This window comes from Pseudomonas sp. NBRC 111138, assembly GCF_001320835.1.
GTDB lineage: Bacteria > Pseudomonadota > Gammaproteobacteria > Pseudomonadales > Pseudomonadaceae > Aquipseudomonas > Aquipseudomonas paracarnis.
This window is the reverse complement of sequence record NZ_BCBO01000142.1, coordinates 1-19,106: the sequence shown is the minus strand read 5'-3', so window position 1 is coordinate 19,106 and position 19,106 is coordinate 1. Positions and strand designations below refer to the sequence as shown.

The 19,106-nt window shown below is 58.5% G+C and carries 18 protein-coding genes; 7 read left to right on the top strand and 11 right to left on the bottom strand.

Features of this window, described 5'->3' with window-relative positions; all coding sequences use genetic code 11:
- Positions 1–10 precede the first annotated feature (10 nt).
- The 5 genes from APH41_RS28930 (at position 11) to APH41_RS24365 (ending at position 5,603) form a co-directional block, all read left to right on the top strand.
- The gene (locus tag APH41_RS28930) at positions 11–232 is read left to right on the top strand and encodes a hypothetical protein (RefSeq protein WP_125919832.1); all 222 of its coding nucleotides are present in this window, start codon (positions 11–13) and stop codon (positions 230–232) included.
- A 157-nt stretch (positions 233–389) separates the two neighbouring features.
- Positions 390–2,288: an alkaline phosphatase D family protein gene (locus APH41_RS24380; protein ID WP_054922001.1), complete on the top strand. Its 1,899-nt coding sequence runs from the start codon at positions 390–392 to the stop codon at positions 2,286–2,288.
- Positions 2,289–2,425: 137 nt separating this feature from the next.
- A complete protein-coding gene (locus APH41_RS24375) occupies positions 2,426–3,439 on the top strand; it encodes a sensor domain-containing diguanylate cyclase (RefSeq protein ID WP_054922000.1) in 1,014 nt (337 codons plus the stop codon).
- A 109-nt stretch (positions 3,440–3,548) separates the two neighbouring features.
- Complete coding sequence (locus APH41_RS24370) at positions 3,549–4,802, top strand: aspartate aminotransferase family protein (RefSeq protein ID WP_054921996.1); 1,254 nt, start codon at positions 3,549–3,551, stop codon at positions 4,800–4,802.
- Between the two features lie 84 nt (positions 4,803–4,886).
- The gene (locus APH41_RS24365; protein WP_034128720.1) at positions 4,887–5,603 is read left to right on the top strand and encodes a hypothetical protein; all 717 of its coding nucleotides are present in this window, start codon (positions 4,887–4,889) and stop codon (positions 5,601–5,603) included.
- Positions 5,604–5,652: 49 nt separating this feature from the next.
- On the opposite strand, the gene APH41_RS24360 is transcribed toward APH41_RS24365, so the two are convergent.
- The 3 genes from APH41_RS24360 to APH41_RS24350 form a co-directional block, all read right to left on the bottom strand.
- On the bottom strand, positions 5,653–6,852 hold the full coding sequence (locus tag APH41_RS24360) for an MFS transporter (RefSeq protein ID WP_169918863.1): 1,200 nt from the start codon (positions 6,850–6,852) through the stop codon (positions 5,653–5,655).
- A 175-nt stretch (positions 6,853–7,027) separates the two neighbouring features.
- Positions 7,028–7,699 carry a LuxR family transcriptional regulator gene (locus tag APH41_RS24355; RefSeq protein ID WP_156359088.1) on the bottom strand — a complete coding sequence of 224 codons (672 nt, stop codon included), beginning with the start codon at positions 7,697–7,699 and terminating at the stop codon, positions 7,028–7,030.
- Between the two features lie 120 nt (positions 7,700–7,819).
- Positions 7,820–8,902, bottom strand: a complete 1,083-nt coding sequence (locus tag APH41_RS24350) for a pyridoxal phosphate-dependent aminotransferase (protein ID WP_054921992.1) — start codon at positions 8,900–8,902, stop codon at positions 7,820–7,822.
- Between the two features lie 211 nt (positions 8,903–9,113).
- On the opposite strand from APH41_RS24350, the gene APH41_RS24345 reads away from it, so the two are divergent.
- Positions 9,114–9,719 carry a helix-turn-helix transcriptional regulator gene (locus tag APH41_RS24345; protein WP_082430497.1) on the top strand — a complete coding sequence of 202 codons (606 nt, stop codon included), beginning with the start codon at positions 9,114–9,116 and terminating at the stop codon, positions 9,717–9,719.
- Positions 9,706–10,569: a queuosine precursor transporter gene (locus APH41_RS24340; protein WP_014719862.1), complete on the top strand. Its 864-nt coding sequence runs from the start codon at positions 9,706–9,708 to the stop codon at positions 10,567–10,569. The genes APH41_RS24345 and APH41_RS24340 overlap by 14 nt, the downstream gene beginning before the upstream one ends.
- A gap of 107 nt (positions 10,570–10,676) precedes the next feature.
- On the opposite strand, the gene queC is transcribed toward APH41_RS24340, so the two are convergent.
- From queC to hmpA, 8 genes are all read right to left on the bottom strand, one after another.
- The gene (gene queC / locus APH41_RS24335; RefSeq protein ID WP_054921991.1) at positions 10,677–11,375 is read right to left on the bottom strand and encodes a 7-cyano-7-deazaguanine synthase QueC; all 699 of its coding nucleotides are present in this window, start codon (positions 11,373–11,375) and stop codon (positions 10,677–10,679) included.
- A 152-nt stretch (positions 11,376–11,527) separates the two neighbouring features.
- Positions 11,528–12,415, bottom strand: a complete 888-nt coding sequence (gene cyoE, locus APH41_RS24330; protein ID WP_003194050.1) for a heme o synthase — start codon at positions 12,413–12,415, stop codon at positions 11,528–11,530.
- Between the two features lie 11 nt (positions 12,416–12,426).
- On the bottom strand, positions 12,427–12,762 hold the full coding sequence (cyoD, locus tag APH41_RS24325) for a cytochrome o ubiquinol oxidase subunit IV (protein WP_003194051.1): 336 nt from the start codon (positions 12,760–12,762) through the stop codon (positions 12,427–12,429).
- Positions 12,762–13,388 (bottom strand): cytochrome o ubiquinol oxidase subunit III, encoded by a 627-nt coding sequence (locus APH41_RS24320; RefSeq protein WP_003194052.1) that lies wholly within the window; start codon positions 13,386–13,388, stop codon positions 12,762–12,764. Before APH41_RS24320 ends, cyoD begins: the two co-directional genes overlap by 1 nt.
- A 3-nt stretch (positions 13,389–13,391) precedes the next feature.
- On the bottom strand, positions 13,392–15,410 hold the full coding sequence (gene cyoB, locus APH41_RS24315; protein ID WP_003194053.1) for a cytochrome o ubiquinol oxidase subunit I: 2,019 nt from the start codon (positions 15,408–15,410) through the stop codon (positions 13,392–13,394).
- Between the two features lie 3 nt (positions 15,411–15,413).
- On the bottom strand, positions 15,414–16,355 hold the full coding sequence (gene cyoA, locus APH41_RS24310; protein WP_054896962.1) for a ubiquinol oxidase subunit II: 942 nt from the start codon (positions 16,353–16,355) through the stop codon (positions 15,414–15,416).
- Positions 16,356–17,148: 793 nt separating this feature from the next.
- Positions 17,149–17,655 carry a disulfide bond formation protein B gene (locus APH41_RS24300; protein WP_047711744.1) on the bottom strand — a complete coding sequence of 169 codons (507 nt, stop codon included), beginning with the start codon at positions 17,653–17,655 and terminating at the stop codon, positions 17,149–17,151.
- Between the two features lie 236 nt (positions 17,656–17,891).
- Positions 17,892–19,073 (bottom strand): NO-inducible flavohemoprotein, encoded by a 1,182-nt coding sequence (gene hmpA, locus APH41_RS24295; protein ID WP_054921989.1) that lies wholly within the window; start codon positions 19,071–19,073, stop codon positions 17,892–17,894.
- Positions 19,074–19,106 lie beyond the last annotated feature (33 nt).

The window sequence follows — 19,106 nt, the reverse complement described above, 5'->3', positions numbered from 1 at the left end:
AGGCGTTACCGTGTTCAATTCTACCGGCTTTAATCCCGTCAATACTTACATTTCCCAATCCGCCCCCGACCAAGACACCCAAGCCAGCGAGAAGGTCAACTCACGCTCGAAACGAAGCCTCGATCAAATCGCTCCCGATAATTCGATTAATGACAATGGGGTCACCGCAGACAGAGGCGGCAGACGTAATGGTGGTGGCTTGGACAGTCTCGGCAAAGGCCATGTTCTTTGAGTAAACTTACTTAAGCGCAACTACTAAATAAGTAGCGCCCAGGGCGCTGCTTATTCATTAATAGCCACAACATATTACTGTCTGACGTTCGTTGACGAAATGCCGACATTTTCAGCGTTATACTGAGTGCTTGTCTTATTAGTGAGCCGATCGCGTCATGCCTGAACTGCAGTCACTTCCCCCCGTACTTGCCGGCCCGTTGCTGCGCCGCCTGGAACCAAAGCGTGTGGTGCTATGGCTGGTGGCGAGCCGGGAACTGAAGCTGGTTATGAGGCTGCAGCACGCTCAGGGATCAACGCTGGATATTCACCTTCATGCACATTGTCAGATCGTTCCCGTCGGGCGCCATTCGTTTATCCACTTGATCGATGTGCCCCTGACTGACGCCCTGCCTCTGGATGTAAACATCCACTATGACCTGTTTATTGACGGCTGCGGAATAGCCCAGTGGGCACCCCATCTGCTGTACGCAGGCGCCACGCTGCCCGATTTCGTCGTGCATGGGCGCATCCACCAACTGGTCCACGGCTCCTGCCGCAAGCCTCACCATCGCGCTGATGACGGGTTGCTGTGCATTGATCGTCTGCTGGCGCAAGCTCCCACCGTGGCACAACGCCCCGCCTTGCTGATGATGAGCGGCGACCAGGTCTACGCCGACGACGTCGCGGGGCCCATGCTGCGGGCAATTCATGAATTAATCGCGCGCCTGGGCCTGTTCGACGAATACCTGGAAGGGGCCGTGGTTGACGACAGTGCCGCCCTCTACGGGCATCGCGCCAGCTATTACCATCGCGCCGACCTGCTCCCCGCGCTGGACAGTAACGAGACCTTGCGTGAGCGCTTTTTCGGCGGCGTGAAGAAACCGATTTTCACCAGCAGCACCGCCGATAATCACCTGGTGACCTTTGCCGAAGTGATCGCCATGTACCTGCTGGCCTGGTCGCCCACACCGTGGACACTGATCTCCCCCCAACCGCCGCAACTGAGCGCGCAAGAACAGCAGCGTTATGCCCGCGAACAGATACAGATCGATCAATTTCGCAGTGGCCTTCCAGGGGTCGCCCGGGTATTCGCCCACCTCTCGACCCTGATGATCTTTGATGATCACGACATCACCGACGACTGGAACCTCAGCGCCCAATGGGAAGAAACTGCCTACGGCCATCCCTTCTCCAAACGCATCATCGGTAATGCGTTGATGGCCTATCTTTTATGCCAGGGCTGGGGCAACCAGCCCAAGGTGTTTGGCGAACTGGTGAGCCAAACCCAGGCACTTGCCAACCAGGCGCAAGACAACCACCTGGACGCCACACAGCAGGATGAGCTAGTCACCACACTGCTGAAATTCCAGCAGTGGCACTACGTATTGCCCACCACCCCGGCGCTGGTGGTACTCGACACCCGCACCCGACGCTGGCGCAGCGAGTTCACCCTCAAGCAACCTTCCGGCCTGCTGGACTGGGAAGCCTTGAGCGAACTGCAACAAGCGCTACTGGACCACCCGTCAGCCATCATTGTCTCGCCCGCGCCGGTCTTTGGCGTCAAGCTGATCGAGACGGTGCAGAAGGTTTTCAGCTGGTGTGGCTTCCCACTGCTGGTGGACGCCGAGAACTGGATGGCCCACCGCGGCGCTGCCCAAGTGATTTTGAATATCTTCCGCCACTCGCGCACACCGGGTAACTACGTGATCCTTTCCGGTGATGTGCATTACTCGTTTGTCTACCAAGTGCTGATCCGCCACCGCAACGGCGGCCCCAATATCTGGCAAATCACCAGCAGCGGCATCAAGAACGAGTTCCCGCCGCGCCTGCTGGAATGGTTCGACCGCCTCAACCGCTGGCTCTACTCCCCGCGTTCGCCGCTTAACTGGTTTACCCGCCGCCGCACCATGCAGGTGGTGCCCTATATTCCAGAGCACGCCGAAGCGGGTGAGCGGTTGTGGAACTCGGCGGGCATTGGCCAGGTGTTTTTCAATGAGCAGGGCCAACCGCAAGCCATTTACCAGCACAACGCTGATGGGAAGCCTCGAACAAAGATGATGGCGCCAGAAAAATAGCGTTTCGCCACTCGTCAAAAGCAGCACACCTGCCCTATTCAAAGCGCGCAAGCGCCGATGTACAGTAGCGCCAGCCACGGAGTATCGGCGTCAACCATGACTGGCCTTGGGCGCCAGCCCCCGCAGGAAGCGTGCAGATGGACGATACATCCGGCAAAGAACCGCTACGCCATGAGGTTTCCGACCTTAACGTAGACCTGTTGCACGCCATCATGGAACTGGTCAGTGACGGCATCTGGGACTGGAACGCCAATACCGGCTTCGTCTACCGCAATCCCGGCTGGTACGAAATGCTTGGATACTCCCACCACTCCCTGGAAAACAGCGTCTTCACCTGGGAGAACGTGATCCACCCCGAGGATTACCCTCGCGTGATGACGGTGTTCGATGACTACATCAGCCAACGCGCCGCTCATTACCGGGCCGAATACCGTTGCCGAAAAGAAGACGGTACGTACCTCTGGATCGAGGACCGCGGCTACGTCATTGCCCGCAACCCCGACGGTTCCGTGGCGCGCATGGTCGGCGCACACCGCGATATCCATACGCGCAAATGCTCCATCGAACAGTTGCAAAAGCGCAACCAATCCCTGGAAGCGCTGGTCGCGGAGCGCACGCTTGAGTTGTCGCGCGTCAACCAGCAACTGCAATTGCAACTGGACGAAAACCGCTCTTTGGCCGAGCGGGACGCCCTGACGCGCATCGCCAACCGGTACCGCCTGGAAAAAGTGCTGCTGGAGGAATGCGACCGCGCCGAACGCTTCCGCCTGCCCCTGGCACTGGTGGCCATGGATGTCGATGACTTCAAGCCGATCAATGACCAATACGGCCATGGCGTCGGCGACCAGACCCTAATACGGGTAGTGGAACATCTGGAAGCCTGCGTACGTAAAAGCGACTTGCTGGCGCGCTGGGGCGGCGATGAGTTTATGGTGGTGCTGCCCAAAAGCAGCCTGGACGAGGCCAAAGAGTTGGCCGAAAGGATTCGCCATAAAATCAAGGAGGCGGCCCCCTTGGGCGCCTTGAACGTTACCCTGAGCCTGGGCGTGGTGGAGCGGCGCATGGGCGAGTCCCCGGCTGCGCTGATGGCGCGGGCCGATCAAGCCTTGTACCGATCCAAGGCGGCGGGCAAGGATGGGGTGTCGGAATAGTCGCAGCTCCTTCCAAGGTGGAATGACACGGCGACTTTATTTCGTTTGCGGCAAGGCCGGGCGCGCGGCTTAGATAGCGCTGCGCCCACCACTGCCGAGTCCCAGAGCCATGAGTCACGCTAGCATCAGCCAGTCGATTTCCATCGTTCACCCCATCAGCCTCAGTCACGGTAAAAACGCCGAGGTCTGGGACGCTGCAGGCAAGCGTTACATCGACTTTGTCGGGGGTATCGGCGTGCTCAACCTGGGCCATTGCCACCCGGCCGTGGTGGCGGCCATTTGCGAGCAAGCGGCCCGGCTCACCCATTACGCGTTCAACGCCGCACCGCATACGCCCTACATCGAGTTGATGCAACGCCTCAGCGCCTTTATCCCGGTGGGTTACCCCGTCAGCGGCATGCTCACCAACAGCGGTGCAGAAGCGGCAGAGAACGCTTTGAAGATCGCCCGTGGTGCCACTGGTCGCACGGCGGTGATCGCCTTCGACGGTGCCTTCCATGGGCGCACCCTGGCGACCCTCAACCTCAATGGCAAGGTCGCGCCCTACAAGCAGAAGGTCGGCGTACTGCCCGGCCCTGTATATCACCTGCCCTACCCCAGTACCGATAACGGCATGACCTGCGCCGACGCGCTGAAGGCGATGGAGCGTCTGTTCAGCGTGGAAATCGACATAAACGATGTGGCCTGCTTCATCATCGAGCCGGTGCAGGGCGAAGGCGGTTTTCTAGCCTTGGACACTGAGTTTGCCCAAGTCTTGCGACGCTTCTGCGACCAGCACAACATCCTGCTGATCATTGATGAAATCCAGTCGGGTTTTGGTCGCACCGGCCAGCGTTTCGCCTTCTCGCGCCTGGGCATCGAGCCGGACCTGCTGCTGCTCGGCAAAAGCATCGCCGGCGGCATGCCGCTGGGGGCAGTGGTCGGGCGCAAGGCGCTGATGGACAACCTGCCCAAAGGCGGCCTGGGCGGCACCTACTCCGGTAACCCCGTCGCCTGCGCGGCGGCGCTGGCGACCCTTGAGGTGATGAGCGACAAAAACCTGCACGCCTGGGGCGTCGCGCAGGAGGCCGCGATTGTGGGTCGCTATGAAGCCTGGCGCGCGCAGCAACTGTCGCCCTACCTGGGCCGCCTCACCGGTGTCGGCGCCATGCGGGGCATTGAACTGGCCCACGCCGACGGCACACCCGCTCCCAAGCAACTGGCGCAACTGCTGGAGCTGGCGCGAGAGGCTGGCTTGCTGCTGATGCCCAGCGGCAAGTCGCGGCACATCGTGCGCTTGCTGGCCCCGCTGACCATTGAACCTGCGGTGTTGGAGGAAGGCCTGGATATCTTCCAGGCGTGCCTCACACAGCTGGACGAATAGCGGGCTGCCTTGACCTGATCCCCTCACCCGCTGAAAATGCCCGACGTTTTTTTGTCTCTCCGCATACTACGCAGTGAAATTTTAATGTCTGATTCCTACACCGAAAAATCCGCCGAAGAATCCGTAGTCGCCCTGTACGCCAAAGCCGAATACGAAAACGCCATCAATCTTTCACAGCATGTGCCAGCCGCCAAGATCATCAGCGAGATGGTGCTGGACGCGTTTCATACCTCCAAGGAAAGCGACCAGATCCGCGAGCTACGCGTTGCCATCCGCCAGGCCCACGATGCCTTCGACGATGACAAAGCCTATGACCTGATGGGCCAGCTCAAACAATTGAAAGACGCCGAAGCCGCAGACAACGCCGCCCTGGAACACCTGAGCAGCCAGTTCTCGATCAGCCGCATCCTGTCCAGCTTCAAGGACGATCCCGAGTTCCAGGAATTGGTCTATGGCCTGGCCCTCAAAGTGCTTAACCAGTCGCACCAGGCCATCAGCAACCCGAGCGCCGGCAAGGGCAAGGCTGCACGCGCCAAGAAAGACACCGAAGTGTTTGTGATCAGCAAGGATGGCATCAGCGTCACCTTGCCGCTGCGCACGCCGCGCTCCAAGCTCAATGTGGACCGCGAAGCGCTGGAGTTCCTGGGTTTCACCTTTGTGGGCGAAGGCAGCGAGGCGGAACTTGCGAGCGAAACCTTCATCGACAACAGCGGCGCCGAGCAACCGGTCACGCGCAAGAGCATCGTGACCGCGCTGCAACAGCAAAGCGCCTTTGACGGCTACGCCATCGCCGCCCAGTAAGTAGCTGACGCAACCAGGCGCGCGCGCAAGGCGCAGCGCCGGTTGCCGTCTACGCCTCTTTATTCCACAACACCGCCGAGCTTTTCATCATCCCCACGGCGATTGCGAACAGCAACAACACACAGCCTGCCAGCAGCCACGGTGACGGCAAGGTTGGCCGGGCCAGCAACATGAACGCCAACGAGGGCGCGATCATCACGCCGATGTTGACGCCCGCCGAGTAGTAGCCAAGGTTGCGGCCCACGCTGTCGCGGCTGGAAATGCTGCTGACGTAGTGGGTGATCGCGGGGAACACAATCATCTCGCCCAGGCTCCACAACACCGTAGCAAGCACCAACAGCGCGCCGACCTGACCAAAGCCCATCAAGAAGAAACCGCAGCCTGCCAGCAACAGGCCAATGATCAGCGAGCGACTGCTCGACAAGTGCGCCATGCGCAGGTTGATCGGCACTTCAAACACAATCACTAGCAACGCATTGATAAAGAAGATGATGCCCACGTAATAGGCCGGCAATTGGGTGTAGTTGATGATGTACGCCGACAGAAAAGTCGGCGGCAATGCGTAAGCCACGTGCACCGGCAGCGCTGCCAACAGGATCACCAGCAGTCGCGAACGCTCATGAGCCGCCACCTCGGGCAAGCCCTCGCCTTTGACGGCGACAGGTACGCCTTGGGTGGCCTGCCGAGACCGACCAAACCGCAGGCAGGCGGCGAAGGCCAGCAGGGACAGCACGGCATTGATGTAGAAGACCGCATCGGCATTGCTGAGGAAGATCAAGCTGCCCAGTAGCGGCCCGATGGCCATGCCGATGTTGATCGCCAATCGGTTGCAGGAAAACGCCACTTTGCGTGACTCAAGATTACTGTGAGCCACTGTCTCGGAGAACGCGGCCGGTGTGAAGGCTTCGTAACAGGCCCCCCAGAGAAACGACAACAGGAACAGCGCGAGCAGGTTATCCACCGAGGGAATGACCAGCAGCAACACCGCGTTGAACAACAACGAACCGAGAATGACCCGGTTGGCCGAAAACCGCTTGATCACGGCGCCGATGATCAGGTCGGTACACAGGGCGCCCGCGCCATACACGCCGACCAACAGGCCTGCCGTACCTGCCGATATCGCGTGTTGATGAATCAGGTACGCCGCGTAAAAAGGAAACGCCAGGGTGCCCGTGCGGAACACCAGCGTGATCATGAACAATGCTTGCAACCGCGCATTAAGGCCGCGCAAGGCGTGAAAAGTACCCATCAGCGCAGCACGCTGGCACAGGTGTGGAGCAAAGCTGCAGAGCGGCTCATCCGGATGTCCTTTCGCAATGGCGGCGCCGGTGTGTCCGGCGCCAAACTCCATAGCTGGGCAAACTAATGCAGCACTGTGCGGCGAACAAGCTACCCATTTGGACAGGTAGGCGGTGATTGCGGCCTCAGGCCGGGTGGCGGATATAGCCCAATTGCAGGGCCTTGCCGATTGCTGATTTGCCGTTGCTGACCTGCAATTTGCCGAAGATATTCTTCATATGAAACTTGACCGTATGGGAGGTCATCGACGTCAGGAGTGCCACTTCGTTGTAGGTCTTGCCCAGGCTGACCCAGGACAATACTTCGGTTTCCCTTGGGGTCAGCACCGCCTGTTGTTCGACAGGCGCCGCGTGATCTTCCAGGGCCTCGTCGTACATCGAGACCAACAGCATCTGCAGTTCACTTTGATGGGCCAGCACGGTCTCGCGAAATTGCCGATGTTCGCCGAAGCTGCACAGATTGAGCACCGAGTAGAAGCCACGATTGCCATGCACGATAAAACTGGCGCCCTCGCCAACGGGTTTGTAGGGGCCCGGCACCGGCACCGCCTCATCGGCCACGGCCAGCAGGTGTTCATCACTCCAGAAAAATGGTTTGATCCGCGTACGGGTCAATGAAACCAGCTCGCCACGCCGGTAGAAATCGTCGGCCGTGTCGGAAGGCTCCATGGCCTCGGGGTAATTGGACACAATCTGCGCTTGGTCCAGCGTCGGCCCACACTGGTAGACCTCGAAGTGTCCCAGGCCACGGCGGCTCAGCTCGGTATCGAGCAAGCGGCGCATATCCTCGGGCAGCATGGGCGATTTTTTATCGGGTTGGCCATTAGGTCGCACAGGTGTCTTCCTTGATCATTCAACCCGGTCGAGCATGCAGCATGCCTGGCTTACCTGTCCAGGCAACGGATGCAAACCCAGGGGCTAGACCTGCGCCGCGAACGCCTCGCGAAAGCGCTCCATCTCCTGCTCATTGCCCACCGTCACCCGCACCCACTGCGGCCAGTCCTTCCACACCCGCCCGACCAGTACATTCCGTGCCGCCAACTGCTCAATCACCTGCTCTGCCGGGCGCTTCACGTCGATCATGAAGCAGTTGCTGTGGGAAAAGGTGCAGGTAAAGCCTCGGCCCTTGAGCCAGGCGATCGTCTCATCGCGCAACCTGGCATTGAGCGCTCTGCGTTGGCCCACCAGTTGCGCGTCTTCCAGGCTCGCACGGGCGGCCAGCAAGCTGGCGCCGGCCGGGACGTTGTCGCCGCCGAACACGGCCAACCGCTCCAGTAGCGCCGGGTGGCCGATCGCCAGGCCCAGGCGCGCACCGGCCATGCCATAGATCTTCGAGAAGGTACGCAGTACCAGCAGGTCGTGGTGTTCCTTGACCCAACTTACGCAACTGGGGGCGTCGCAGAAGTCGATATAAGCCTCGTCCACAACCAGCACGCTGCCCTTGGGTTTATTCACCAGAGCGTGGCGGATAGCCTCGGTCGAGGTGAGCGTACCGGTCGGGTTGTTGGGGTTGCACAGGTACAGCATGCCGGCCTGTGGGTCCGCAGCGAGCATGGCGTGCACATCGTGGGCATGCTGGGCGTCGAGGTTAACTTCATGCACCGGCGCCTTGATCGATTCGGCCGCCTGGCGCGGTACTTCGTAGGACGGCGTGGCCATCACCAGGCCGCGGGTCTGGCTGGCGAACGCCAGCACCGCGTAACGCAGGGCAGCCATCGAGCCGGCAAATACCCCGATGTTTTCTTCGGCGATGCCCTGTTGCTCGGCAAACAGCGCGGCCAATGCATACATGTCCGGGTAAGGGTAACGCCCGGAGGCTGCAATCGCGCGCTGCATCGCCTGGCGAGCCGCGTCTGAAGGGCCGTAGGGGCTTTCGTTGTAATTGAGTAGTACTTTGTCAGATTTCGTCGGAGCCGGGCTGGCAAGCGCCCAACTGAGCTGCCCCAACACAGGCAGGGCCGCGCCCAGGGCGAGAAGGGATCGACGACTGACACGCACCATGGTGACTACTCCTTGTAGAGGCGCGAGGGATTCGCGCTGGCCGTTCAGAAGAGTATGACGAGAAAGCCGTTGCCTGATTTACCACCGAGGCGTATCCCTGCACTCAGGACTTTATTGTTGTAGCGGGCGCATGCAACACTTTCACTGCCGCGAACCGTCAAGAACGGGTTCTGCCGGCATGGACTGATGACTAAATGGAAGTGGTGAGCACTTGATACACAGACGGGAAAAAACCGAGCACTTGAAGAGCAACATCAAGTACTTGATCAAGAGTCGTGGCGAAACCCAGCTTTCGTTAAGCAGTGCCGCCGGCCTGACCAGGACCACCATCTATAACATCCTGGAAGGCAAGGTCGTTAACGTACAGCAGTCGACGATACGCAAGATCTCTGACTTCTTTGGCGTCTCCTACGAAGAAATCGAGACGATCAGTTTTGAAGCCAAGGAAGTCATCGAGAGCAATGTTTCCCCACTGGGTAACAAGAACCCGGCGGCAGTGCCTGTGCTCAAGGAAAGCCTGCTCATGCAAAGCCTGGGCAAGCGCATCGGTGAGCTGGCCACGCTTCATCCGCTGACCTACTACTTTGGCAGCGCCTGCAACCTGATCGGCGTGCGCCTGGAGCACGGGATTCCCGGCCTCAATGAACCGGGGGACTTGCTGATCGTGCAGAAAGGCTCGTCGAGCGACGATAAAGAAAAACTGGTGTACGACCGCGCCACCAAGAAGCTGTTCATCACCCTCGAACCCTGCGGGAACTCAGAGCGTTTTTGTGTCATCGGCGACATCCTTGAGGAGCGCTTCAATGACAACGTCTGAGGGCGCCGTGGAAAACAGCAAATACAAGTTGCTGGGCTTTGAAAACGACAAGCGCCTGGCGGTGATCATGGTGATCGCCACGGGCAAGGTCCTCAAGATCAAGCTGAGTGAAGTGCTCAGCAGTGAAATGATGGACAACTTCAACAAGATGGAAATCAAGAACCTGTACAAGAAGTTCTACTCCCAAGGCGGAACGCTGACCGCCTACGATATAAACGACCGCAATGAAAACTCCTGGATGATCTACATCATCCTGAACTTGCTGCTGTTCACCTTCTATATCTTCACCAGCATTGCCGCGACCAAACCGATTTACCTGGAGTCGTTGGGCATCATCGTCACGCCGGGCACGTTCCTGTATCCGCTGACCTTCTTGATCGTGGACTTGCTCAACGAGAATTTTGGCTTGCGCCTGGCCAGGCGAGCCATTCTGTTTGCGTTTGCCAGCAACGCGATGATCATCATCCTGCTGTATGGCTCCACGTTCCTGCCAGGGCTACCGGGCTGGAAGCTGGATGGGCCTTATACCGACGTGATCCTGCAAGTGTCGTCGGTGCTGGTGGCCTCTTCGGTCTCGTTCCTGGTGTCGGAGAATATAAATTCCTACTTGCTGTGCAAGATCAAGGAGCTGACCAACTCCAGGTATCTATATCTGCGGATATTCCTCAGTACGTTCTTTGCGGTGATTATCGACAGCTTCCTGTTCTGCTTTATCGCCTTCTACGGGGCGATGCAGACCAGCGACATCCTCAGCATGATCTATGTACAGATCGCGATCAAAGTCGGCTTCGCGTTCTTCAATATCCTGCCCGCCTATGGCGCACGCTCATTGTTCAAACGCTATCAATAATCCTGTAGGAGCGAGCTTGCTCGCGAAGAACGTCAACGATCACGCAGCGCATCTGGTGGAACGCGGCGCTCTCAGGTTTTTCGCGAGCAAGCTCGCTCCTACAAGGGTTATTTGAGTTGCAACTTGTGCTTGAGGCTCTGCATGACAGGTGTCTTGTTCTGCAGGTAGTCATTCAAGCCCCGAGCGCGCAGGTTGCACGCGTCACACTCGCCACAGCCGGTACCGATGATGCCGTTGTAGCAAGTCAGCGTCTGCTCGCGCACCAGCTCCAGTTGCCCGTGGTAATCGGCCAGGGCCCAGGTCTCGGCCTTGTTCAGCCACATCAACGGCGTGTCCAGGCGCACGTCGTATTCCATGCCCAGCTTGAGGGCCTGGTTGAGTGCTCTGACAAACTCATCCCGGCAATCGGGGTAGCCTGAGAAGTCGGTTTCGCACACACCGGTGATGACGGTCTCGGCCTTCACTTGATAGGCGTAGATCGCAGCCAGGGTCAGAAACAGGATGTTGCGCCCCGGCACAAAGGTGCTCGGCAGGCTTTCACCCGAGCTGTTCACGGTCGGCACCGGGATGTTGTCGCGCGTCAGGCTACTGATCGCCAGCTCATTGAGCAGGGACACATCCATCACTTTGTGCACAGTGGCACCCAGCTGCTTGGCCAATTTCTGGGCCACTTCGATTTCTGCCACATGGCGCTGGCCATAATCAAAGGTAATGCAGTGCACTTCGTCATACAGCGGCAGGGCCTGGATCAGACAGGTGGTCGAATCCTGCCCGCCACTGAAGACCATCACGGCTTTTTTACTCATTGCATTGCTTCCTGCATTTGTAGAATGGGGGGTAGGAGCGAGCTCGCTCGCGAAAAACGCCAACGATAACGCAGCGTATCCGGTTTAGCGCAGCGCTCAATAAAAAACCCCGCGCGACTTTCGAAGGCGGGGCTTTTTTACTGCAAGACCACTCAGTGGGCGTAGGTCAGCAACAGCTCTTTCGGCACTTGGAAATCCAGGGACATCATCACGCTGAGCGCGGTGATGGTGAAAATCGAGAACACGAACAGCTTGCGCGCCCAGACGGTGTCATCCACCGCCTTGTAGCCGGTCCAGGCCATGTACAACCAGTACATACCCATCGCGGCGGCGACGGCGAGGTAGCTCATGCCGGCGTAGCCACTGAAGGTCAACATCAAGGTCGCCACGAGGAAGGCCAGGATGTAGAGCAGGATGTGTTTCTTGGCCACCTGGATGCCACGCTTGACCGGCAATACCGGAATCGACGCAGCCAGGTAGTCATTGAAGCGGAAAATCGCGATGGCGTAGGAATGCGGCATCTGCCACAGGCTGAACATCACCAGCAGCGTCAGCGCGGCCATGTCGAAGCTATTGGTCACAGCTACATAACCAATCACCGGCGGCATTGCCCCCGACAGACTGCCCACTAGCGTGCCGTGAACCGACTTGCGCTTGAGGTACAGGCTGTAGAGGCCGACGTAGATGACAAAACCGATCACGGCAAACAGCGCCGCCAACGGGTTGGCCACCTTGTACAACAGGGCCACACCGGCAACACCCAGGACGGTCGCATAGATCAGTGCCAGCTTCAGGGAGATGAGGCCCTGGACCAGCACGCGATTCTTGGTGCGCTCCATCTTGATGTCGATGTCACGGTCGATGCAGTTGTTGAATACGCAACCGGAAGCAACCACCAGGGACGTACCGATCATTGCAGCCAGGAAGATGGCCAGATCGACATGTCCCTTGGAGGCCAGGAAGAAACCGCCCGCCACAGAAAGCACGTTACCGAAAATGATCCCCGGTTTGGTGATTTGGATAAAGTGCTTAAGCGACATCGGGTCTTACCTCACTTCGCCATCATGTAGGTGTGGATGCTGAACATGATCCACAGCGACAGACCAACCAGCAGAACGATCACCAGGCCTGCGAACACAAACGCGATCACGTTCTCGCGCTGCTCTTTGGAGCGGTCCAGGTGCAGGAAGTACACCAGGTGAACCAGAACCTGAATCACCGCGAACGCCAGGACGATCATCAAGGTGATCGACTTCGGCAAGGTTGGGTACATCACCAGGCCGAACGGGATCAGGGTCAGGATGACCGACAGGATGAAGCCGATGGCGTAAGACTTTACGCTGCCGTGGCTTGAATCGTGGCTGTCATGGGAGTGTGCATTAGCCATTACAGAGTCCCCATCAAGTAAACGACGGTGAATACGCAGATCCAGACCACGTCCAGGAAGTGCCAGAACAGGCTCAGGCAGCTCAGGCGGGTCTTGTTGGTGTTGGTCAGGCCGTGCTTATTGACCTGATACATCATCACTGCCATCCACAGCAGGCCAGCGGATACGTGCAGACCGTGGGTGCCGACCAGCGTGAAGAACGCCGACAGGAAACCGGAACGGTGCGGGCCGTAGCCTTCGGAGATCAGCAGGTGGAACTCGTTGATCTCCATGCCGATGAAGCCCAGGCCGAACAGGAAGGTCAGGCCCAGCCAGCTCAGTACGCCCTTCTTGTTGCCCTTGTAGAAGGCCAACATGGCGAAGCCGTAGGTGATCGAACTGAACAACAGCAAGGCGGTTTCGCCGAGCACGTAAGGCAGTTCGAAGATGTCGTGGCCCGACGGGCCACCCGCTACGTTGTTTACCAGTACCGCGTACACCGCGAAGATCGACGCAAACAAGATGCAGTCGGTCATCAGGTAGAGCCAGAAACCGTAGACGGTTATCGGCCCCGAGTCGTGGTGGTGGTCATCGTGCCCATGGTCATCGACATGGGCGTGTCCAGCATTGGTCACTAAGTTCGACATGGTTTAAGCCTGTTCCAACGAGGTTTCTACACGGTTGGCCGGGATCTTCTTCTCGGCTACCAGGCGAGCGTGTTGCTCGGCTTCGATGCGTTCGATCGTTTCGACCGGCACCATGTAGCCTTGATCATCACGGGCAGCGTGAATGATGAAGTAACCGATAGTGCCCACCAGGCTCGCGATTGCCAGCCACCAGATGTGCCAGATCATCGCGAAACCGAACACGGTCAACAGCGCACCCATCACCACGCCAGTGGCGGTGTTGTTTGGCATGTGGATCGGCTCGTAGTGCTTGGGCTTCTGGTACGCAGTACCGTCTTCCTTGGCTTCGGTGAACGCATCAATGGTGTTCGCAGTAGGGATCACGGCGAAGTTGTAGAACGGTGGTGGCGACGAGGTCGACCATTCCAGGGTGTGGCCGTTCCATGGGTCGCCGGATTCGCACATGTTCTGCTTGCGATCACGCACGCTGACGTACAGCTGGATCAGCTGGCAGGCGATACCCACAGCGATCATCACCGCACCGAACATGGCAACGTACAGGTACGGTACCCACTCAGGGTTGGTGGTGGCGTTCAGACGACGGGTCATGCCCATGAAGCCCAGTGCATAGAGCGGCATGAACGCGACGAAGAAGCCCGAGATCCAGAACCAGAACGCAGCCTTGCCCCAGCCTTCGTGCAGCTTGAAGCCGAACGCTTTCGGGAAGTAGAAGCTGAAACCAGCGATGTAGCCGAATACAGCACCACCGATGATCACGTTGTGGAAGTGGGCGATCACGAACAGGCTGTTGTGCAGCACGAAGTCAGCACCCGGGATGGCCAGCAGTACGCCGGTCATGCCGCCGATGGCGAAGGTCACCATGAAGCCCAGGGTCCACAGGACCTGGCTGGTCATGCGCAGACGACCGTGGTAGATGGTGAACAGCCAGTTGAATAGCTTCACCCCCGTCGGGATGGAAATCAGCATCGTCGCCAGGCCGAAGAAGGCGTTGACGCTGGCCCCCGAACCCATGGTGAAGAAGTGGTGCAGCCAAACCATGAAGCCCAGTACGGAGATCGCGCCAGAGGCGTAGACCATCGAGTGGTGACCGAACAGGCGCTTGCCGGTAAAGGTCGAGATCACTTCGGAGAAAATACCGAACGCTGGCAGGATCAGGATGTACACCTCAGGGTGACCCCATGCCCAGAACAGGTTCACGTACATCATTGGATTGCCACCAAGTTCATTGGTGAAAATGTGGAAATCCAGGTAACGGTCAAGCGACAGCAGCGCCATGGTAGCGGCCAGGATCGGGAACGAAGCCACGATCAGCACGTTTGCCCAGGTGCAGGTCCAGGTGAAGATCGGCATGTCCATCAGTTTCATGCCAGGGGCGCGCATTTTCAGGACGGTGGCCAGGAAGTTGACCCCCGTCAATGTCGTCCCGAGCCCTGATAACTGTAGCGCCCAGATGTAGTAGTCCACACCCACGCCCGGACTGTATTGCAGCCCCGACAATGGCGGATACGCAACCCAACCGGTCTTGGCGAATTCGCCGACGCCCAGGGAAACGTTGATCAGCACCACGCCGGACACCAGCAGCCAGAAGCTCAGGGAGTTCAGGAACGGGTAGGCAACGTCACGCGCACCAATCTGCAGCGGCAAGGCAAGGTTCATCAAGCCGGTGAAGAAAGGCATCGCCATGAAGATGATCATGATCACACCGTGGGCGGTGAAGATCTGGTCATAGTGTTCAGGTGGCAGGTAGCCAGGCGAACCCTCGGTGGCCATGGCCAACTGGGTACGCATCATGATGGCGTCGGCAAAACCACGCAGCAGCATGACCATGGCAACGATGACGTACATGACGCCGATTTTCTTGTGGTCGACCGAGGTCAACCACTCGGTCCACAGGTAGGACCACTTCTTGAAATAGGTGATACCCGCAACCAGCGCCAAACCACCCAGCGCGATCATGGCGATAGTCACCATTACGATCGGCTCGTGGAATGGGACCGCGTCCCAACTTAATTTACCAAACATCGTTTACTCCTCTGCCCCAGCAGTTGAATGCGCGCCCGTATCAGAACCTTCAACCACGGCCACTTCTTTCTTCTCGTGCTTGACCGGCTTGCCTGGCTTCATACCTTCGTACTTGTCGACGATTTTCTGAAACAGGTCCGGCTCATACGCGGAGTACAAGGCGACAGGGTTGTTCTGGCTCGGTTTGGTCAGAGCGTCGTATTCAGCTTGATCAAGCTGTTTAGGTGCGGCCTTGACTGCAGCTACCCAGGCGTCGAAATCTTCCTGGCTTGTCGAGATCGCTTTGAATTTCATGCCGGTGAAGCCAGCGCCGCTGTAGTTGGCGGAGATGCCTTCCATTTCAGCTTTCTGGTTGGCGATCAGGTGCAGGCGGGTCTGCATGCCTGCCATCGCGTAGATCTGGCCACCCAGTGCAGGGATGAAGAACGAGTTCATCACGGCGTCGGAAGTGATCCGGAAATTAAGCGGGGTGTGCTCCGGGAAGCGGATCTCGTTGACAGTGGCGATACCCAGGTCCGGGTAGATGAACAGCCACTTCCAATCCAGCGCGACCACCTGGATGTTCACAGGCTTGACGTCGGACTCCAGCGGACGATACGGGTCCAGCGCGTGGGTCGACTTATAGGTGACGTAACCCAGGGCGATGATGATGAGGATCGGAACCAACCACACCGCGATCTCGATCTTGGTGGAGTGCGACCACTTCGGCGCATAGGTGGCGCTGGTGTTGGACGCGCGGTATTTCCAGGCGAAGGCGAAGGTCATCACGATCACAGGCACCACAACCAGCAGCATCAGCAGGGTAGCGGTGATGATCAGGTTTCGTTCATCCAGACCGACCTGTCCTTTTGGGTCGAGCAAGGTCCACTTGCAGCCTCCCAGCATTAACATCATGCCAAGCAGCGGCAAAAAGCCTAGTAATCGGGGGTACCTGTTTTTACTCATCTCACGACCTCTAAAGCAGCTTGCGCAATGCAGTTGGGTTTTGATCGCCAACACTTCACCCTGCCAAGGGTTGGCATTTCTCTTCGATTGAATAAGAGCCTGCCCGACACGTCATGACTGTACGTTTCACGGACCTGCAGTGAGTTCTTATTCGATTTCGTGGCTAAAGGCCTTGTTACAGACCAATTCCATTTGGTGCGGATAGTTGAAAGGCTGCCGGAACCTGGGGTCGCATTGAGCCTTCCATCTGCTCCTCGACCGCTCCAATGCTCAAATATTGAACAGCACCGGACATTCAGTGCGGGCGATTGTAGTTAGCTAGCGATGTATAAACCATGTCTTATAGAGAAATAATTTTTATCGATTCCAGCAACAATCCTTCACCAAAGTTGCAAAGATTCGCGATCTTATCGCGTTCGATTCTCAACAAAAACCACAAAAATTGCCGTGTTATTGGGCACAGTGCCACTTCCCTTACGGCCTGTAAGGGCATGCCGAGGGTATCCAAGTGCCCATAAAACAAGGCATTCATAGATGCTTCAGGGATTGGGGCCGCATACGAATCGGGCCGCCGTGGGAACCACGAACTGACAGCACAATTTGTACGTGGGGTGCAAATCCAAGGGCCGATTTGGCGGGTCAGAAACGTCCTGCGACAACGTTCATGTGACAACATGTCGCACGCTGCGCGCACCTTCCGTTGCCCCTCGTCACGGTGCTTTCACAAATCCCTACAAACAAAAACGCTCCGCCTTCATTCAGAAGCAACGGAGCGTTCGACAGGCGCGGCGGTTCAGGCTTTGGGATGACGGTTGCGATAGATGCACAGGGGCACCAGGATCGCCGTCAGCACGAATGCAACCAGCGCCCATTGGGCCAGGGACAGGCCGAGGACCGGTGGGTAGGGGGTGCTGCAAAAGCCGTCGACCTGGAAGCCCAGGGGAAACACCTTGGCCAGGGGCAGGTCGTCAACGATCGGCTGCAACACATCGATGCCGCAACTGACCTGGGGAAAGAACTGGGTGTACACATGGTGGCCGGCCGCAGCCACGCCACCCAAGGCACTGAGCACCACCAACCCTTCGAAGAACGTCAGCGCGCCCTTGGTGCGCATGGCCGCGCCGATGAACGCGAAGAGCGCAATCAGCAGCAAGGCGTAGCGTTGCAGAATGCACAGCGGGCACGGTGCTTCGCCCAGCACCACTTGCATGTACAGCGCCCCGCCAATCAGCGCCAGGCAGATGATGCCCAGCAACACCAGAAAGCGCCGCTCCCTGCCTAAACGCATGTCGTCAATCATCCCCGTCTTTCCCTTTCTCTGATTATGGTTGTGCCTGATGGCAACAAGTTTACACACAGGCAGTGGTTAAAACAGAGGGGGGTTAACAGCGGATTAATCAGGCGCAATAGAGTGCCAAATGTGGGAGCGGGCTTGCTCGCGAAGGCGGAGTATCAGAGACACATGTATTGACTGACACACCGCTTTCGCGAGCAAGCCCGCTCCCACATTTTGGACAGTGTTGTTGCTAGGGAGGATTATTCCAGCGCCGCCGCTGGGCCAAAGAACTCATAGCGCGCCTGCTTCTCCGGCACACCCAGCGCCTTGAGATGCCGCTTGATCGCCGCCATGAAGCCCTTGGGGCCCAAGAAGTAGGCATCAATATCACGTTCCTCAGGCAACCAGGCCGCCAGTTGCTCCTGGTTGAGCATCCCGACCTTGTCTGCCGCCGGGCTGATGCCGTCATCCTCGGCGTAGCAGTAAAAACGCTTGAGCTGCGGATGCTTGGCCGCCAGGGTGTCCACCCAGTCACGGAACGCATGCACCCCGCCGTTACGGGCACAATGGATGAAATGCACCGGGCGCTCGGTTGCCAGGGCGGCTTCGAGCATTGGCAGCGTGGGCGTAATGCCTACCCCGCCGCTGATCAGCACCAGCGGTTTATCACTGGCGGCCAGGGTGAACTCGCCCGACGGCGGGAACAGGTCAATGGTCGCGCCGACATGCATCTGGTCGTGCAGGTAATTGGAGACCCGCCCGCCCGCTTCGCGCTTGACGCTGATGCGGTACAGCCCGGTGTCGGTGAGGGCCGACAGGGAATAGTTGCGACGCACTTCCTCGCCATCGAGCACCAGTTTCAGGCCGATGTACTGGCCGGGCACTGCGGCCAGGATCGGGCCGTTGTCCACCGGCGCGAAGTAGAAGGAGATGATCTCGTCGCTCTCCTCCACGCGCTTGACCAACAGGAACGCCCGCGCCCCCCGCCAGCCGCCGGGCGCCTGGGCTTTTTCGTCGTAGATGGCCGCTTCGGCGCCGATCAGAATGTCCGCCAACTGGCCGTAGGCCGCGCCCCAGGCGCTCATGACCTCGGGGGTGGCAATCTCGCTGCCCAGCACTTCGGAAATAGCCCGCAGCAAGCAGGCGCCAACAATGGGGTAATGCTCCGGCAGAATCTGCAACGCCACGTGTTTGTTGATGATCTTGGCCACCAGGTCGCCCAGTTGGTCCAACTGGTCGATATGCCGCGCGTACATCAGCACGCCATTGGCCAGGGCGCGAGGCTGGTCACCACTGGCCTGGTGGGCCTGGTTGAACAGTGGGCGGACTTCGGGATACTCGGACAGCATCATGCGATAGAAATGCGTAATCAGCGCTTCGCCGCCGCTTTCCAGCAGGGGCACGGTAGATTTGATGATTGCACGGTCTTGGGCACTAAGCATGGGAGACTCCTGGGTCTTCTTACTGATTGCCTT

What these genes read in the sequence shown, in the direction of transcription:
- APH41_RS24380 (WP_054922001.1), top strand. Translation starts at nt 390, where the DNA reads ATGCCTGAACTGCAGTCACTTCCCCCCGTACTTGCCGGCCCGTTGCTG.
- APH41_RS24375 (WP_054922000.1), top strand. Translation starts at nt 2,426, where the DNA reads ATGGACGATACATCCGGCAAAGAACCGCTACGCCATGAGGTTTCCGAC.
- APH41_RS24370 (WP_054921996.1), top strand. Translation starts at nt 3,549, where the DNA reads ATGAGTCACGCTAGCATCAGCCAGTCGATTTCCATCGTTCACCCCATC.
- APH41_RS24365 (WP_034128720.1), top strand. Translation starts at nt 4,887, where the DNA reads ATGTCTGATTCCTACACCGAAAAATCCGCCGAAGAATCCGTAGTCGCC.
- APH41_RS24360 (WP_169918863.1), bottom strand. Translation starts at nt 6,852, where the DNA reads ATGGGTACTTTTCACGCCTTGCGCGGCCTTAATGCGCGGTTGCAAGCA.
- APH41_RS24355 (WP_156359088.1), bottom strand. Translation starts at nt 7,699, where the DNA reads ATGCTGCCCGAGGATATGCGCCGCTTGCTCGATACCGAGCTGAGCCGC.
- APH41_RS24350 (WP_054921992.1), bottom strand. Translation starts at nt 8,902, where the DNA reads ATGGTGCGTGTCAGTCGTCGATCCCTTCTCGCCCTGGGCGCGGCCCTG.
- APH41_RS24340 (WP_014719862.1), top strand. Translation starts at nt 9,706, where the DNA reads ATGACAACGTCTGAGGGCGCCGTGGAAAACAGCAAATACAAGTTGCTG.
- queC (WP_054921991.1), bottom strand. Translation starts at nt 11,375, where the DNA reads ATGAGTAAAAAAGCCGTGATGGTCTTCAGTGGCGGGCAGGATTCGACC.
- cyoE (WP_003194050.1), bottom strand. Translation starts at nt 12,415, where the DNA reads ATGTCGCTTAAGCACTTTATCCAAATCACCAAACCGGGGATCATTTTC.
- cyoD (WP_003194051.1), bottom strand. Translation starts at nt 12,762, where the DNA reads ATGGCTAATGCACACTCCCATGACAGCCACGATTCAAGCCACGGCAGC.
- APH41_RS24320 (WP_003194052.1), bottom strand. Translation starts at nt 13,388, where the DNA reads ATGTCGAACTTAGTGACCAATGCTGGACACGCCCATGTCGATGACCAT.
- cyoB (WP_003194053.1), bottom strand. Translation starts at nt 15,410, where the DNA reads ATGTTTGGTAAATTAAGTTGGGACGCGGTCCCATTCCACGAGCCGATC.
- cyoA (WP_054896962.1), bottom strand. Translation starts at nt 16,355, where the DNA reads ATGAGTAAAAACAGGTACCCCCGATTACTAGGCTTTTTGCCGCTGCTT.
- APH41_RS24300 (WP_047711744.1), bottom strand. Translation starts at nt 17,655, where the DNA reads ATGATTGACGACATGCGTTTAGGCAGGGAGCGGCGCTTTCTGGTGTTG.
- hmpA (WP_054921989.1), bottom strand. Translation starts at nt 19,073, where the DNA reads ATGCTTAGTGCCCAAGACCGTGCAATCATCAAATCTACCGTGCCCCTG.